Below are 15175 nucleotides of genomic sequence, written 5' to 3'. Positions count from 1 at the left end.
CGGTGGCCAGGGCGGGGGGACCACCTGTCTGCATGTCTCACTCGCGGCGGGTTCAGCGCCGCCTTTCCAACGACGGGTGAGACATGAAGGAGGCCGGACACGAATCCTTGTCCCGGGCGAGTGGTGACGCTAACATCTGATACCGGTAACAACCCGACGTTGCCACGACCCCTCGAAGGAGAGCGCATGGTCGCCCCCACCCGCGCGCGCGGTCTCGCGCGCCGCGCCGTCCTCGCGACGGCGACGACCCTCGGCATCGTCGCGGCGGGCATCGCCCCCGTGCACGCCGCGGCCGCCGACGAGCACCTCGTCGCCCACTACGCCCTCGACGAGACGACCGGCGCGGTCGCCGTCGACAGCTCCGGCAACGGCCGGGATGCGGCGATCCTCGGCGGCGCGACCCTCACTGGCGGCGAGGGCATCCGCCTCGACGGCGTGGACGATCACGTCGAGCTGCCCGACGACATCCTCGCGGGCCTCACGTCGATCACCGTGAGCACCGAGGTGCTCGTCCGTCCCGAGCAGGGCACCCCCTACTTCATCTACGGCCTCGGCAACCCCGCGTCGTCGAGCTCGGGCACGGGCTACCTCTTCTCGACCGGCAACGCGTACCGCACGTCGATCACGACCGGCAACTGGTCGGGCGAGCAGACCGCGACGAGCGGCGCGAACCTCGCGCGCGGCGTCTGGAAGACGATCACCTACACGCTCGACGACGCGACCGACACCGCCGTGCTCTACCTCGACGGCACGGAGGTCGCCCGCAAGACGGGCGTGACCATCCAGCCCGGGCAGATCGGCGGAGGGCGCACCTCCGCGAACTACCTCGGACGGTCGAACTACTCCGCCGACCGCCATCTCGCGGGCAGCCTGCGCGACTTCCGGATCTACGACACCGCGCTCTCGGCATCCGAGGTCGCCGCGCTCCAGCCATCCGACCAGGTCAAGGCGCAGCGCGACGTCGACGCCCTCTCCCTCGGCGACCTCTCGAACGTCACCGCCGACCTCGCGCTGCCGACGGCCGCGCCGAACGGATCCGCGATCACGTGGGCATCGAGCGACGAGTCGGTCATCTCGCCGTCCGGCGAGGTCACACGGCCCGCATCCGGATCCGCGGACGTCACGCTCACGGCGACGGCTGTGAAGGGCGACGCGACCGCCACGCGTGCGTTCTCCGCCACGGTCCCCGCCGCGGGCGAGGCCGATCTCCGCGCGGACCTCGATGCGATCTCCATCCCGAACGCCGACGACGTCCGCGGCAACATCACGCTCCCCGAGACGGGGCCGGTGCACGGCACGCCGATCTCGTGGACGGCCTCACCCGAGCGCGTCGTGAGCACGAGCGCAGACGGCGAGATCGCCCCGGGCGTCGTGACCCGCGGCGCGACCGACCAGGACGTCGTGCTGACCGCGACGGCGGGCGGCCTCACGCGCGAGTTCTCGCTCACGGTGCGCGCCGCGCGCCCCCAGGAGGAGTACGAGGGCTACGCGTTCGCGTACTTCACGGGCAACACGGTCGAGGGCGAGAACATCCACTTCGCTGCGAGCGACGGCAACAACGCCCTCGCCTGGAACGAGCTGAACGGCGGGCTGCCCGTCCTCTCGTCGCAGTACGGAGAGCAGGGCCTGCGCGACCCGTTCATCATCCGCTCGCCCGAGGGCGACACCTTCTACCTCATCGCGACCGACCTCTCGATCGGCTCTGGCACCTCGTGGGACACGTCGCAGCGCCAGGGCAGCAAGTACCTCGAGGTGTGGGAGTCGCACGATCTCGTGAACTGGTCGGCGCAGCGGCACGTGCGCGTCTCACCCGACACGGCCGGCAACACGTGGGCTCCCGAGGCGTACTACGACGAGGAGCTCGGCGCGTACGTCGTGTTCTGGGCATCGAAGCTCTACGCGGAGGACGACCCCGGTCACACGGGCAGCACCTACAACCGGATGATGTACGCCACGACCCGCGACTTCGTCACCTTCTCCGAGCCGCAGATCTGGCAGGACGGGATGTCGCGGATCGACTCGACCGTGACGCGCTCCGACGGCGTCTACTACCGCTTCACGAAGGACGAGGGCGCCGGCACGACCGGATGCTCCGACATCATCCAGGAGTCGTCGCCCTCCCTGCGCGCTCCGCTCGAGGAGTGGACCATGATCGACTCGTGCATCGGGCGGGACGCCGGCACGAGCGCCGTCGAGGGCCCGACGATCTTCGAGTCGAACCCCGGCGACGTCAACGGCGGCGGCAGGCACTACCTGTTCGTCGACGAGTACGGCGGGCGCGGGTACATCCCGCTGGTGACCGAGGACATCTCGGCGGGCGGATGGTCGGTCGCGCCCGAGTACGACCTGCCGGCGAGCCCGCGCCACGGCACGGTCATCCCGGTCACGGCGGCGGAGCTCGCCGGCCTGTACGCCGGCAAGGATCCCGTCTCCTCGAACGCCGAGGGGGAGGTCGTGCGCTACGACTTCTCGGATGGCGCGGGCGCGACGCTCACGGACGTATCGGGCAACGGACGCGATGCGGCCATCCACGGGGCGACGTGGACGGATGGCGCGCTGCACTTCGACGGCGTCGACGACTACGTCGACCTGCCGGATGATCTCCTGGCGGGCCTCGACGACATCACGGTGGACGCCGACGTCTGGGTCGACCCGGCGCAGTCCGGCAGCTACTTCATCTGGGGGCTCGGCACGACCGACGCCGCGGGAGCCGGTCGCGGGTACCTCTTCACGACGGGCGACAGCGCGTATCGGACGAGCATCACGACCCGCACCTACACGGATGAGCAGACCGTGCGCCATGGGTCGCCGCTGCCGCGTGGACGCTGGGCGCACCTGACCTACACGCTCGAGGGAGAGACCGCACGCCTCTACCTCGACGGAGTGCTCGTCGCGACCAAGGACGGGGTCACGATCGATCCCGGCGACATCTCGGGCGGCGAGACCTGGGCGAACTATCTCGGCCGGTCGCTCTACGAGCAGGACGCGCGCTTCACGGGTCGGTTCCGCGAGTTCGCGATCTACGACCGCGCCCTCACGGCGCGCGAGGTCCTCGAGACGGCGGGAGCCCCGGGAGCGATCGGCGAGGTGTCGCTCGCCGACCCCGCGGCGCTCAAGGTCGCGCCGATCGTCGACCAGGCCGAGCACACCGTCGTCCTGCCGGTCGTGCCGGGAACGGACGTGTCCTCCCTCGCTCCGACGTTCGTCACCGCCGGGGGTGCGACGGCGTCCCCGGCGTCGGGGGAGACCGTCGATCTGACCGAACCCGTGACATACGAGATCACCGCCGACGGGCAGACCACGACGTGGACGTTCTCGGCGCAGGTCATGAGCAGCCCCGTGCTGCCGGGTCTGTACGCCGATCCGAACATCGCCGTGTTCGGCGACACGTACTACATCTACGCGACCAGCGACGGCTACGCGGGGTGGGGCGGCAAGGAGTTCTTCGTCTGGAGCTCGAAGGACCTCGTGGAGTGGACGCGCTCCGAGGAGCCCATCCTGACCCTCGACGGCGCGAACGGCGACGTGCCGTGGGCGAGCGGCAACGCGTGGGCGCCGACGATCATCGAGCGCGACGGCAGGTACTGGTTCTACTTCTCGGGGCACAACACGGCCCTGGGTCGCAAGACGATCGGGGTCGCGGTCGCCGACAGCCCCACGGGGCCCTTCACGGCGCAGCCGCAGGCGATGATCCTGAACAACGAGGCCGTGACCTCGGGTCAGGCGATCGATCCCGCCGCGTTCCGCGACCCGGTGTCCGGCCGGTACTACCTCGCGTGGGGCAACGGCGGGCCGTCGAACGGTCCGGTCATCGCCGAGCTCGGCGACGACATGACCTCGCTCAAGGCGGGCACGCTGAGGCGCATCGCGGGTCTCACGGACTTCCGCGAGGGGCTGTTCCTCAACTACCGCGACGGGCTCTACCACCTGACGTACTCGATCGACGACACCGGCTCGGAGAACTACCGCGTCGGCTATGCGACGGCCACGAGCCTCGACGGCCCCTGGACGTATCGCGGCGTGATCCTGCAGAAGGACACCGCACTCGGGATCAGGGGCACGGGGCACAGCTCGATCATCAACGTGCCGGGCACCGACGACTGGTACATCGCGTATCACCGGTTCGCCATCCCCGGCGGGGACGGCACGCACCGGGAGACGACGATCGACCGGCTCGAGATCGGCGAGGACGGGCTGTTCCAGACCGTGACGCCGACGCTCACGAGCGTCGCCCCGCACGAGGTGCCCGCCGTCGGCCCCGAGATCTCGGCGACGGTCTCGCCGCGCTGCGTCGCGGGGAGGGTCATGCTGACGGTCTCGGTCCGCAACGAGAGCGAGCGGCCGGTGTCGGCGACGGTCTCGAGCGCGTACGGGGAGAAGACGATCGCGAGCATCGCGCCCGGCAGGGCCGCGTCGGTCGCGGTGACGACGCGTTCCGCCGAGGTGGCGGCAGGTTCGCTGACGGTCACGGCGACGGATGGCCAGGGCGCGACGACCGAGAAGACGGTCGCGTACGCGGGCGCGAGCTGCGGATGAGCAGGCGCGTCCGCCGCTGCGGCGGGCGCGAGATGGGGCGAGGCGCGAAGGGCGCGTTTCGTCGGTGAACCGAACGGAAGGAAGAGGCAGGTGGTTTCGATGATGAAGCAGGGTGTGAAGGCGCGGCTGGGTGTGGCGGCTGTGGGCGGTGTGCTGCTGGCGGGGGTCGCGGGTGCGGCGTTCGCGGAGGAGCAAGTGGGGTCGGGGGAGGTGGATGTGAATGTGCAGATCGAGGACACGGGTGCGGGGGTTCTGGCGATGAGTGTGGCGGGGACGTCGACGTCTCTGTCGGAGTCGGGGTCGTCGGAGCTGGTGCGGGAGTTCACGGGTGCTCTGCCGACGGTGACGGTGACGGATACGCGCACGGCGGAGGAGATCCCGGACGGGGCGTTCTGGTGGGTCGAGGGCACGGCGTCGAGCTTCGTGGGGGATGCGGGTCAGGCGGAGATCACGCCGGATCATCTGGGGTGGCGTCCTCATGTGGCCGATGACGGGTCGGGTGCGGTCGCGGTGGGGTCGGATGTGGACACGGTTCTGGATGAGGGGCCGAATAACGTGGGTCTGCAGGGGCGTGAGCTGCTGGCGATGGCGCTCACGAGCGAGGAGGCAGTGGGGTCGTGGGAGGCGACGGCTGAGCTGGTGCTGAAGGTGCCGGCGGAGACGGCGCCGGGTGCGTACACGTCGACGCTGACCCTGTCGCTGTTCGAGTAAGCAGGACGCAGCGCAGGAGATCCGAGCGGATCGAGGAGCGGGAACCGTGTTCCCGCCCCGCTCCGGGTCGGATCTCCTGCGTTCGGTCCCACCCGATCCCGAAAGGCCGACGATGGCTTCCCCCACAACCCCGATCCGACGCACCCTGCCGCGCGTCTCCGCCCTCGCGCTCGCGCTGCTCCTCGCACTCGGCGCGTCGGCGCCCGCGCTCGCGGAGGCGCAGGACGACGGGACGGTCACGTGGTCGGTGCGGCCGGCCGACGCGTCGGGCGAGGATGGCCGCGCCTGGGTCGAGCAGGAGCTGGACCCGGGCGCGAGCGCGACCGAGCATCTGGCCATCCGGAACTTCTCGGAGCAGGAGGTGACCTTCCGCATCACGACCGCGGACGCGTACTTCCAGGAGAACGGCCGCTTCAGCATGCTGCCGTCGACGGAGGAGTCCGTCGACGCGGGCACGTGGATCGACGTGGTCGACGAGGTCGTCGTCGGCGCGGGCGAGGTGGAGATCGTGCCGTTCACGACGACGGTTCCCGAGAACGCGACCCCCGGAGACCACGCCGCGGGGATCGCCGCGTCGATCCTGTCGCAGCAGGTCGGCGAGGACGGCTCGTCGGTGGGTGTCGAGTCGCGCGTCGGCTTCCGCGTCATGACGCGGGTGGCGGGGGAGCTCACGCCGTCCGCATCCGTGGAGGCGGTCTCGTCGGAGTACGACGTGTCGTGGAATCCGCTGGCCCCGGGCGACGCGGTCGTGCGGTTCGAGGTCGTGAACTCGGGCAACACGCGGCTCATGGTGACGGGCACTGCCGCCGCGGGAGGCCGCCAGTCGGCGTTCCCTGGCCCCGACGAGATCGACCAGGAGCTGCTGCCGGGCGATCGGCGGACGTTCACCGTGCCCGTGGACGACGTGTGGCCGCTCTTCTCCGTCCCCGTCGAGCTCGAGGTCGTCCCGACCGTGGTCGGCGAGGGCGAGGGCACGCCCGTCGACGCGGTCCGCGTCGAGACCGGGATGTGGGCGATCCCGTGGTCCCAGCTGGCCGTGCTCGCGGGCATCGCGCTCATCGTGGGATCCGGCGTGTGGGGCCGTCGTCGCTCGCGCCGCCGCATCGAGCGCCTCCTCGCGCAGGCGCGCGAGGAGGGCCGCCGCGAGGCCGCCGCGCCGACGGGGGACTGAGGGAGCCGACGGCCGGCCTCGCTCGGCCGGCCCCGGACATCCGGATCTGTTCCGCTGTCAGCGGATATCCCCCTTCAGGAGGATGCCGATGTCGGAGGTCGGTGGCATCCTTTCCAGGTGCTTCTCAAGCTGCTCATCCGCTACCTCGGTCGATACCGATGGCTCCTGGTCGGCGTCCTCGTCTTCCAGCTGGGCTCCGCGCTCGCGGCGCTCTACCTTCCCACGCTGAACGCCGACATCATCGACAACGGCGTCGCCCGCGGCGACACCGGCTACATCATCCGCACGGGCATGTTCATGCTCGCCGTCTCGCTCGGCCAGATCCTCGCGTCGATCGTGGCGACCTACTGCGCCGCGCGCGCCGCCATGAGCGCGGGCCGCGACATCCGCCGCGACGTGTTCGGCAAGGTGAGCGCGTTCTCCGAGCGCGAGGTGTCGCAGTTCGGCGCCGGCTCGCTCATCACGCGCAACACGAACGACGTGCAGCAGATCCAGATGGTGTCCATGATGAGCGCGACGATGCTCGTCCAGGCGCCCATGCTCGCCATCGGCGGCATCATCATGGCGCTCCGGCAGGACATCGGCCTCAGCTGGATCCTCGCGGTCTCGATCCCGACCCTGCTCATCGTCGCGGGCCTCATCATCGGCCGCATGGTGCCGCTCTTCCGCGCCTACCAGGAGAAGCTCGACGGCGTGAACCGCGTCATGCGCGAGCAGCTCACGGGCGTGCGCGTCGTCCGCGCCTTCGTGCGCGAGGCGATCGAGGAGGAGCGCTTCCGCCTCGCCAACACCGACATCATGGTCGTCGGACGCAAGGTCGGCTCGCTCTTCGTGCTGATGTTCCCGCTCGTCATGCTCGTGCTCAACGTGACGATCGTCGGCGTCGTGTGGTTCGGCGGCATCCAGGTCGACGCGGGCGAGACCCAGATCGGCACGCTGTTCGCCTTCATGCAGTACGTCGGCCAGATCCTCGGCGGCGTGATGATGGCGAGCTTCATGACGATCATGATCCCGCGCGCGGCCGTCTCGGCCGACCGCGTCGGCGCCGTCCTCGAGAGCGAGTCGACCCTCCTGCGCCCCGACAGGCCCGTGACCGAGTTCCCGCGCCGCGGGTCCGTCCGGATGCAGAACGTCGCGTTCACCTATCCGGGCGCGGAGTCGCCCGTGCTCGAGGGCATCACCTTCCACGCCGAGCCGGGGGAGACCGTCGCGATCATCGGATCGACCGGCTCCGGCAAGACGACCCTCGTGTCGCTCATCCCGCGTCTGTTCGACGCGACCGCCGGGCAGGTGCAGGTGCAGGGCGTCGATGTGCGCTCGGCCGACCTCGAGAGGCTGTGGAGCGGCATCGGCCTCGTGCCGCAGCGCCCGTTCCTGTTCAGCGGCACGGTCGCCAGCAACCTGCGGTTCGGCCGCGAGGACGCCACGGACGAGGAGATCTGGAAGGCGCTCGAGATCGCGCAGGCGAAGGACTTCGTCGAGGAGATGCCGGATGGCCTCGACTCGCGGATCGCGCAGGGCGGCACGAACGTGTCGGGCGGCCAGCGGCAGCGGCTCTCGATCGCGCGCGCGATCGTGCACAACCCCGACATCCTCGTGTTCGACGACTCGTTCTCCGCACTCGACCTCACGACGGACGCGCGTCTGCGGCAGGCGCTGTGGCGCGAGCTGCCGCACGTGACGAAGATCGTCGTCGCGCAGCGCGTGTCGACGATCACGGACGCCGATCGCATCATCGTGCTCGACGACGGGAAGATGGTGGGCTCCGGCACGCACGAGGAGCTCCTCGCGACGAACCGCACCTACCGCGAGATCGTCGAATCGCAGCTGGGAGTGGAAGCGTGAGCGACAAGAAGACGCAGGCCGAGATCGACGAGCAGCTCGAGCTCGAGCTCGCCGAGCAGGCGCGCCTGAACTCGGGGGACTGGGACTCGGTCGCCCCCGGCAAGGCCGCCGACTTCGGCAAGAGCTTCGGCCGCTTCATCGGCCTTCTCCGCCCCTACGCGTGGGTGTTCGCGCTCGTCTCGCTCCTCGGAGCGGTCGGCGTCGTGCTCGCCGTGATCGCGCCCAAGGTGCTGGGCGAGGCGACGAACATCGTCTTCGAGGGCGTCCTCTCGCTGACGCTCGCCGACCAGTTCCCGGCCGGCGCCTCGCAGGACGAGGTCGTGGCCGCTCTGCGCGCCGCGGGGCAGAACGACCTCGCGAACGTCGTCGCGGCGATGACCCACTTCGAGCTCGGCGCCGGAGTCGACTTCGACGCGCTCCGCGTGGTCATCGTCTGGGCGCTCGCGATCTACGTCGTGTCGTCCCTGCTGCAGTGGATCCAGGGCTACGTGATCAACGTGATCATGGTGCGCACGATGTTCAACCTGCGCGAGCAGGTCGAGCGCAAGATCAACAGCCTGCCGCTGGCCTACTTCGACCGCGTGCAGCGCGGCGAGCTCATCTCGCGCGTCACGAACGACATCGACAACATGACCCAGACGCTCCAGCAGGCGCTGTCGGGAGCCATCACCTCGCTGCTCACCGTGGTCGGCGTGCTCATCATGATGTTCTCGATCTCGTGGCAGCTCGCGCTCGTCGCCCTCGTCGCGCTGCCGCTCATCGCGTTCATCATGCTCGGCATCGGGCCCGCGTCGCAGAAGGCGTTCCAGACGCAGTGGCGCAAGGTCGGGCGTCTCAACGCCCGCGTCGAGGAGTCGTTCTCGGGCCACGCGCTCGTGAAGGTCTTCGGTCGCGAGCGCTCCACGGCCGCCGCCTTCCAGGAGGAGAACGAGGAGCTCTACCAGGCCGCGTTCAAGGCGCAGTTCCTCTCGGGCATCATGATGCCGAGCATGCAGTTCGTCGGCTCGCTCACGTACGTCGGCATCGCGGTGCTCGGCGGCATCATGGTCGCGAGCGGCCAGATCCGCATCGGCGACGTGCAGGCGTTCGTGCAGTACTCGCAGCAGTTCACGCAGCCGCTCACCGAGCTCGGCGGCATGCTGCCGGTCGTCCAGTCGGGAACGGCCTCGGCCGAGCGCGTGTTCGCGCTGCTCGACGAGGAGGAGCAGGAGCCCGACGCCGAGAACGCGCCCGCCGTGCCCGATGGACGCGGCGTCATCGAGTTCCGCAACGTGTCCTTCTCCTACTCTCCCGAGAAGCCGCTCATCCGCGATCTGTCGTTCCGGGTCGAGCCGGGTCAGACCGTCGCGATCGTCGGGCCCACGGGTGCGGGCAAGACGACGCTCGTGAACCTCATCATGCGGTTCTACGAGCTCGACGGCGGCGCCATCCTGCTCGACGGACAGGACATCTCCCAGCTCACGCGCGAGGATGTCCGCTCGCGGACCGGAATGGTCCTGCAGGACCCGTGGCTGTTCGCGGGCAGCATCCGCGACAACATCCGCTACGGACGCGAGTCGGCGACCGACGAGGAGATCCTCGCCGCCGCGAAGGCCACGTACGTCGACCGGTTCGTGCACTCGCTGCCCGACGGGTACGACACGGTCCTCGATGAGGACGCGGCCAACGTGTCGGCGGGCGAGCGCCAGCTCATCACGATCGCGCGCGCGTTCGTGCGCCGACCGAGCGTGCTCATCCTCGACGAGGCGACGAGCTCGGTCGACACCCGCACCGAGCTGCTGCTGCAGCACGCGATGGCGGCGCTGCGCGAGGGCCGCACGTCGTTCGTGATCGCGCACCGCCTCTCCACGATCCGCGACGCCGACCTCATCCTCGTGATGGAGCACGGCGACATCGTCGAGCAGGGCACGCACGACGAGCTCATCCGCAAGGAGGGCGCGTACTGGCGGCTGTACCAGTCGCAGTTCGAGCACGCCGTCGTCGACCTCGACGCCGCGGAGGCCGAGACCGCGGAGGCGGAGGCCGACGGCGCCGATGCGGACTCGGCGCCGGCCCCGGGCGGGATGAGCCCCGCGCCGGTCGTCGCGGGCAGCGTCTCGGTCGTGACGGGCGCGATCCCGACGTCCTCTCCGGAAGGCGAGGACGACGGCGAGGGTCGACGACCCTGATGGCCGACGCGCACACCGGGGCCGGCCTCGCGGCCGGCCCCGGTGCCGCCTCAGCGGATCTCGTCATCGGGCCGGATGGTCTCGGCCGCCCGCGCTGGGCGGCTTCCGATGAGCTGATGCGCGCGTACTACGACACGGAATGGGGCATGCCCGTCCGCGACGAGACGGGCCTCTTCGAGCGGCTGAGCCTGGAGGCGTTCCAGTCCGGGCTGTCGTGGGCGACCATCCTGCGGAAGCGGCCGGCGTTCCGAGAGGTGTTCGCGGGCTTCGATCCGGATGCCGTCGCGGCCTTCGACGAGTCCGACGTCGAGCGGCTGCTGGGCGATGCCCGGATCATCCGCAATCGCGCGAAGATCCTCGCGACCATCGGCAACGCACGCGCGACCGTCGAGCTGCGCGCGGAGGGCGGACTCGTCGATTTCATCTGGAGTCACCGACCCGCGCAGACGCCCGCGCCGACCTCGTACGCCGAGATCCCGACCACCTCGCCCGAGTCGATCGCGCTGTCGAAGGCGCTCAAGAAGCGCGGCTTCCGCTTCGTCGGCCCGACCACGATGTTCGCGCTCATGGAGGCCGTGGGCATCGTCGACACCCACCTCGTCGGCAGCCATCGCCGCGGTACAAGCGGGGTGTGGGCGTAGTCACGTGACCGGCGGCTGGTGGAGCGAGGCGCTGCCGACCCGAGCGCAGGCGGCACTCGTGGAGGCATGGCTCCCGACCAGCGCGCTCATCGCAGACCTCTCGTGGGGGCAGGTCGACACTCGGGTTCTCCACGTGCGGGCGGAGCAGGGCGAGTTCATCGTCAAGGCCGCTGGCCTCGGGAACCACCACATCGGCCGCGAGATCACGGCGCACGAGCGGGCGACGGCTCCGCTCGTGCGCCGGGGCGCGGCGGCACCGCTCGTGGCCGCGGACCGCGACGCGAACGTGCTCGTGACGCGGTACCTCGAAGGTCGGCTCGTGCAGGGAAGCGGCGCCGAGTTCGCTCCGGACGTGCACCGGCAGGCCGGACGGCTGCTGCGCGTCTTCCACGCGGAGGCGCAGCACGATGAGGCCGGCTACGCGCAGCGGCAGACCGAGCGAGTGCTGGCGATGCTCGAGCAGCCGCATCGAATCGAGGCGGCCATCATGCGGCGCGCGCGTGCCGTGCTGGGGTCATCCGCGCCGGCGCATGTGCCGCTCGTCCCGACGCACGGCGATTGGCAGCCCCGCAACTGGCTCGTGGACGCCACGGGGAGCGTGCGCATCATCGACTTCGGGCGCTTCGATCTGAGACCTGCCGCAACGGACCTCGCTCGCCTCGCGGTGCAGCAGTGGCGAGACGAGCCCGCGCTCGAGGGCGCCTTCCTCGAGGGCTACGGGGCGGACCCGCGCACGGAGCCGGACTGGTCGCTCACCCTCCTGCGCGAGGCGATCTCGACCGCTGTCTGGTCGCACCGGGTCGGCGACGAGCGCTTTGAACGGCAGGGACTCCGGATGCTCGACGAGGCTCTCGCGCGATTCTGACGCCGACGCGTGCGATCCGGGCGAGGTGGCCGAACCCGCGCACCGATCAGTCGATGACGGCGGCGACGGCCTCGATCTCCACGAGCTGGTCGTCGTAGCCGAGGACGGTCACGCCGAGGAGCGTGCTCGGCACATCGTGGTCGCCGAACGCGTCTCGGACGACCTCCCACGCGGCCACGAGGTCGCTCTGGCGGGAGGACGCGACGAGCACGCGCGTGCTGATCACGTCACGGAGCGTCGCGCCCGCGTCGGCGAGCGCGGTCGTCAGCGTCTCGACACAGCGGGCGGCCTGCGCGACGTAGTCTCCGGGAGCGACAGTGGCGCCGTCGTCATCCAGCGGGCAGGCTCCGGCGAGGAAGATCAGGCGAGCGTCCTTCGGCGCGGTCGCCGCGTAGGCGTACTCGGCGACGTCGGATAGCGAGGACGAGCGGATGAGCCGGACAGCGGAGGTCATGCGCTCATTCTCGTGCGCGGCGGGCCGGTGCCGGATCCCGCGCGCGGGGGAGAATCGGGTCATGCCCCGGTCTGATGCAGGCAACCCTGCGCGTCTTGTCGCGCATGATCCGTCGTGGTCTCTGATCGCACAAGAGGAGCTCGCCGCGGTTGCTCACGCGCTAGAGGACGTCGAGGGCGGATCCGAGGCCGTCCTCGATCACATCGGCTCGACGTCGGTGCCCGGGCTCGCGGCGAAGCCGTTCGTCGACCTGCAGGTGCGGATCTCGCCCTTGCCGGCCGAAGGGGCGGTGGACGCCGCGTTCGCTCGGATCGGGTATCGGCGAGCCCACGGCTCACGGCCGGATTCGCCCGGCGTGTACCGAGACCTGCCCCGCGGCAGCGAGGCCGTGGCGGACGAGGTGTGGGAGAAGCGGCTCTTCGTCGGGCGCGACGGGACGACGATCCTCCACGTGCGTCGGATGGACTCCCCCTGGGGGCGGTACGCAGTCTGGTTCCGAGACTGGCTCCGCGCCCATCCCGACCAGCGCGATCGCTACGAGCAGGTGAAGCGCGGTCTCTCGGAGGAGAACCGCGGGAAGGCCGACTACGACGACTACACGCGCGGGAAGACCGCGTTCTTCGACGAGGTCCAGGCGGCCTTCGAGGCCTGGGGACGCGCTCGCCCGTAGGGGAGGGGTCCCGTGCGCCGGACCGGGCATGGCTTCGCTCGCGGAGGGGGCAGGGTTCTCCTTCTCGGTCGTTGAGCGGAGCGAGGTTCCCTTCTCGGTCGTTGAACGGAGCGAACAGGGCGGGGTTCACCCCCCTCGGTCGTTGAGCGGAGCGAGCGCCAGCGAGCGCAGTCGAAACGCCGCAAGCCGCCCCCGGGAGTCGCCGAATGGAGACGGCCGCGCACACGCAAACACGCGCGAACGGAGCATGTCTCAACCGCGGTGGCTATACATAAGCATTTCGCTTACCTGCACGGATCAATGTCGGTGCTTCACGGTAAGGTTCACGCACTGCTGGACAGGCGCGCGTGGGATTCTGGTGGAGAGAAATCTTCGAGGAATCTTCGAGAAATGTCTTGCGTCTGGTCGTACTTGTGTTCTATCATGGGGTATGGCCTTCCCATGGGCGCCCGATGAGGGGCAGGATGATCCGGCCGGCGCGGTGTGCGCCGCGGTCGGGTTGCTGGACGGGCTGTTCACACGGGTGGGAGAGGTGGCGTCGGGGGATCTCGCGGGGTTCACCGCGCGGGTGGAGCAGCTGGGGCGGGTCGTGGACGCGCTGCGGGTGCGGGCGGCAGGAGAGGTCGCGTGGCGGTCCCGGCGGGGCCTGGAACGGCCCCTCGCAGGAGAGCTGGGCTGCCGGGACGGGCGGGAGCTGCTCGAGCGGCTCACCGGGATCCCCGGGCCGGCGGTATCCGCGCGGGTGCGGCTGGATGAGGCCACCCGCGACCGGGAGAGCCCCACCGGGCTCCCCGTCCCGCCGGCGCACCCCGCAGTGGCCGCGGCAGTGGAAGCGGGCCTGCTCGGGGTCGAGCCGGCGGCGCTGATCGTGAAGGCCGTCGCCACCGCCCGCCGCGGCGCGCCCGCCTCCGAGGCCGACAAGCTCGAGGTGATGGAGCGGCACCTCGTCGGGATCGCCACCGGCGCGATCGCGACCGACCTGGACGAGGCCACACCCCCAGCCGAGGCCACCTCGCCGTTCCCGGACGGCACGGCCGCGGCCGTGCCGTGGAGCGTCGTGAAAGCCCACGCGGACGCGTGGGTGGACGTCCTCACCGCGGACGGCCTCCCACCCGATCCCGAACGCCCCATCCGCAACCGCACCCTCACCCTCACACCCCTGCCCGACGGGGCCTTCCGCGTCAACGGCACCCTCGTCCCCGAAGCCGGCGCCCTCCTGCAGAACCTCCTCTCCGCCCACACCAACCCCGCCCGCAACGTCACCTTCACCGAAACCCGAGACCGCGGCGACGACGGCCCGGACGGCGACGACGCCCTGAGCAACAACGCCGACGGCGGCGGCGACGGCGATGGCGGCGGCGCGGACACGGATGGGGAGGGCGGGTTCTTCGACGGGATCGACACCGAGACCCGCAACGACACAGACCCGTGGGGACCGGACGAGATCATCCACGACCCCCGCGCCCCCGGACAGAAACGCCACGACGCGTTCTTCGCGATGATCCAGGCCGCCTCACGCGCCGCCGAGACCCCCACCCTCGGCGGCGCCGCCCCCACCGTCATGATCCACATCACCGCCGACGACCTCACCACCACAGACCCCACCGACACCGGCCGGCACGGCATCGCGCACCTCGACGGCGTCGACGCGCCCGTCCCCGCCACCGTGGCCCGCCGGATCGGATGCACCGGAGACATCCTCCGCGCCGTCTTCAGCCCCGAAGGACGCATCCTCGAGCTGCGCAGCATCCAACGCTGCTTCACCCCCACCCAACGCAAAGCCATCGTCGCCCGCGACGGAGGATGCATCATCCCCGGCTGCACCATCCCCGCCGCCTGGTGCGAGATCCACCACGTCCAAGACCACGCCCGAGGCGGACCCACCGAAACCGACAACGGCGTCCTCCTCTGCTGGTGGCACCACCACCACCTCGACACCTCCGGCTGGAACATCCACATGCACCACGGCGTGCCCTACATCGCCGCCCCCAACTGGATCGACCGACACCACCGCCACCGACCAGCACCCACCTCCCGCACCCGACTCCACGCCAAACTCACCCAACACCTCAGATGCTGACAACCGCACCATGACGGTCGTCCACAGATCTGCT

10 protein-coding genes are annotated in these 15175 nt (G+C 70.4%); 9 read left to right on the top strand and 1 reads right to left on the bottom strand.

Annotated elements, in window-relative coordinates:
* Nucleotides 1-186 precede the first annotated feature (186 nt).
* The 7 genes from M1D56_RS14200 (at nucleotide 187) to M1D56_RS14170 (ending at nucleotide 11937) form a co-directional block, all read left to right on the top strand.
* Nucleotides 187-4536, top strand: a complete 4350-nt coding sequence (locus tag M1D56_RS14200) for a family 43 glycosylhydrolase (protein ID WP_456283941.1) — start codon at nucleotides 187-189, stop codon at nucleotides 4534-4536.
* 99 nt (nucleotides 4537-4635) lie between these two features.
* On the top strand, nucleotides 4636-5247 hold the full coding sequence (locus M1D56_RS14195) for a hypothetical protein (RefSeq protein ID WP_271172875.1): 612 nt from the start codon (nucleotides 4636-4638) through the stop codon (nucleotides 5245-5247).
* A gap of 112 nt (nucleotides 5248-5359) precedes the next feature.
* Nucleotides 5360-6418, top strand: a complete 1059-nt coding sequence (locus M1D56_RS14190; RefSeq protein ID WP_456283940.1) for a WxL protein peptidoglycan domain-containing protein — start codon at nucleotides 5360-5362, stop codon at nucleotides 6416-6418.
* A 117-nt stretch (nucleotides 6419-6535) separates the two neighbouring features.
* Complete coding sequence (locus M1D56_RS14185) at nucleotides 6536-8263, top strand: ABC transporter ATP-binding protein (RefSeq protein WP_271172873.1); 1728 nt, start codon at nucleotides 6536-6538, stop codon at nucleotides 8261-8263.
* Nucleotides 8260-10431 carry an ABC transporter ATP-binding protein gene (locus M1D56_RS14180; protein ID WP_456283939.1) on the top strand — a complete coding sequence of 724 codons (2172 nt, stop codon included), beginning with the start codon at nucleotides 8260-8262 and terminating at the stop codon, nucleotides 10429-10431. Before M1D56_RS14185 ends, M1D56_RS14180 begins: the two co-directional genes overlap by 4 nt.
* A complete protein-coding gene (locus M1D56_RS14175) occupies nucleotides 10431-11072 on the top strand; it encodes a DNA-3-methyladenine glycosylase I (protein WP_271172871.1) in 642 nt (213 codons plus the stop codon). Before M1D56_RS14180 ends, M1D56_RS14175 begins: the two co-directional genes overlap by 1 nt.
* A 4-nt stretch (nucleotides 11073-11076) precedes the next feature.
* Complete coding sequence (locus tag M1D56_RS14170; RefSeq protein WP_456283938.1) at nucleotides 11077-11937, top strand: phosphotransferase; 861 nt, start codon at nucleotides 11077-11079, stop codon at nucleotides 11935-11937.
* 46 nt (nucleotides 11938-11983) lie between these two features.
* Here M1D56_RS14170 and M1D56_RS14165 read toward each other — a convergent pair whose 3' ends face one another.
* On the bottom strand, nucleotides 11984-12391 hold the full coding sequence (locus M1D56_RS14165) for a RidA family protein (protein WP_456283937.1): 408 nt from the start codon (nucleotides 12389-12391) through the stop codon (nucleotides 11984-11986).
* Between the two features lie 61 nt (nucleotides 12392-12452).
* Here M1D56_RS14165 and M1D56_RS14160 point away from each other — a divergent pair, with 61 nt between their 5' ends.
* Both M1D56_RS14160 and M1D56_RS14155 read left to right on the top strand, forming a co-directional pair.
* Nucleotides 12453-13061, top strand: a complete 609-nt coding sequence (locus M1D56_RS14160; protein WP_456283936.1) for a GrpB family protein — start codon at nucleotides 12453-12455, stop codon at nucleotides 13059-13061.
* Between the two features lie 430 nt (nucleotides 13062-13491).
* Complete coding sequence (locus M1D56_RS14155) at nucleotides 13492-15141, top strand: DUF222 domain-containing protein (RefSeq protein ID WP_456283935.1); 1650 nt, start codon at nucleotides 13492-13494, stop codon at nucleotides 15139-15141.
* Nucleotides 15142-15175 lie beyond the last annotated feature (34 nt).

It is taken from the genome of Microbacterium sp. JZ101 (assembly GCF_053903175.1).
Note: the sequence above shows the minus strand (reverse complement) of the source record. Positions and strands in the feature narration are given on the sequence as shown.